Below are 1657 nucleotides of genomic sequence, written 5' to 3' on the forward strand. Positions count from 1 at the left end.
GTGAAGGTGTTCGCCTGGATCGGATGGGCACGTCGCCGATGGCGAGGGAAACGCGATCGCACGATCGTGTTCGGTCCGCGAGTGACAGTCGGTGTGCTCATTTTCCTTGCGGCGTTTACCGTCACCAGGAACACATCTTGGGGAAGCTGGCTCGCGCCGGCCTGACACCTGGTCGCCGCGGGCACGAAACAGAGAGTCGGTTCACAGATGGCAATGCAGGTCTTTTCGTTGATCGCGATCCTGGGCGCGCTGATCGTCCTCATTCCGACCGCGCTGCGAGTCTTCGGCAAGAGCGACAACGTGAAGGCTCCGGACGAGACCGAGGAGTGAGTTCGGTGCACTCTCGACAACCCACCGCCGCGCGGTCATGATTTCGATATGAGCGATTCGCTGAAGGACCGGGTGCGCGAGAAGCTGTTGCGTCAGCTGGCCGAGGACGGGGGGCACCCAGTCCAGGAGGCGGAGGGGGACGATCCACGATTGGTTTCCATCGACGCCGACCTCGCGGCTTTGGAGCAGGCCTCGGACGGTGATGTGGTGATCGAGGAGCTGGCTGCCAAGTACTGGGTGCCCTGAATCGCCGGTTTCACTCGGTTGACCTGGCGATTTGGTGTTCTTGTTTCCCTTCGCGTAACTTATTCCAGGTCAGAGCGACACGGACACCGACCCCGGCCGGAAGGCGGGGGACACGAGGTTGGACGAAGGCGCCTGGTACATCGGAGGTTCACCGTCGTGTACGGTGGTGCTTCCATCCCGGTTAGATTCTGATCAGCGTCTCGGCTTGCGCCGGTGAGGCTGGTAGGATAAGATGGAACGGTTGCCCCGGAGCGGCCGAAGTTGAGACTTCGGTAGTGATGGTGTGTGCGTGTTCTTTGAGAACTCAACAGTGTGTCGATGAATGTCAGTGCCAAATGTTTTTGGTACTCCGCATCACGGATTGCTTTCGGGGCCTTGGGGTTTCGGGGTGTTGGTGGTGTGGGTATTTGCTGGCTCTTCTCCTTCTTCCGTCGGAGGGGGGTCAGTGTTTGAAATGCTAGTTTGAGTTTTTGATTGCTAGTGATTTGACTCGATGTCTATGACTGATTGGCAGGTTCGCCTGTGAAATCTAGAGTCTTCAACGGAGAGTTTGATCCTGGCTCAGGACGAACGCTGGCGGCGTGCTTAACACATGCAAGTCGAGCGGTAAGGCCCTTCGGGGTACACGAGCGGCGAACGGGTGAGTAACACGTGGGTGATCTGCCCTGCACTTCGGGATAAGCCTGGGAAACTGGGTCTAATACCGGATATGACCTTCGGCTGCATGGCTGAGGGTGGAAAGGTTTACTGGTGCAGGATGGGCCCGCGGCCTATCAGCTTGTTGGTGGGGTAATGGCCTACCAAGGCGACGACGGGTAGCCGACCTGAGAGGGTGACCGGCCACACTGGGACTGAGACACGGCCCAGACTCCTACGGGAGGCAGCAGTGGGGAATATTGCACAATGGGCGAAAGCCTGATGCAGCGACGCCGCGTGAGGGATGACGGCCTTCGGGTTGTAAACCTCTTTCAGCAGGGACGAAGCGAAAGTGACGGTACCTGCAGAAGAAGCACCGGCCAACTACGTGCCAGCAGCCGCGGTAATACGTAGGGTGCAAGCGTTGTCCGGAATTATTGGGCGT

The 1657-nt window shown here is 58.8% G+C and carries 2 protein-coding genes and 1 rRNA gene; all 3 read left to right on the forward strand.

All coding sequences use genetic code 11. The features are described 5' to 3' along the window. Nucleotides 1–207: 207 nt before the first annotated feature. Nucleotides 208–330, forward strand: coding sequence for a hypothetical protein (locus ACFVXN_RS18405; protein WP_005248443.1), 123 nt, complete (start codon nucleotides 208–210; stop codon nucleotides 328–330). A 48-nt stretch (nucleotides 331–378) separates the two neighbouring features. Beyond that, entirely contained in the window at nucleotides 379–576 is a 198-nt protein-coding gene (locus ACFVXN_RS18410; protein WP_005568355.1) for a hypothetical protein, read from the forward strand. Between the two features lie 538 nt (nucleotides 577–1114). Continuing rightward, nucleotides 1115–1657, forward strand: a 16S ribosomal RNA gene (locus ACFVXN_RS18415); the annotation flags it as partial.

It is taken from the genome of Cellulomonas sp. NPDC058312, assembly GCF_042880135.1.
In the GTDB taxonomy this organism is placed as follows: Bacteria; Actinomycetota; Actinomycetes; order Actinomycetales; family Cellulomonadaceae; genus Cellulomonas.

Coding starts and splice junctions, on each gene's coding strand:
- ACFVXN_RS18405 (WP_005248443.1), top strand. CDS start 208: ATGGCAATGCAGGTCTTTTCGTTGATCGCGATCCTGGGCGCGCTGATC.
- ACFVXN_RS18410 (WP_005568355.1), top strand. CDS start 379: ATGAGCGATTCGCTGAAGGACCGGGTGCGCGAGAAGCTGTTGCGTCAG.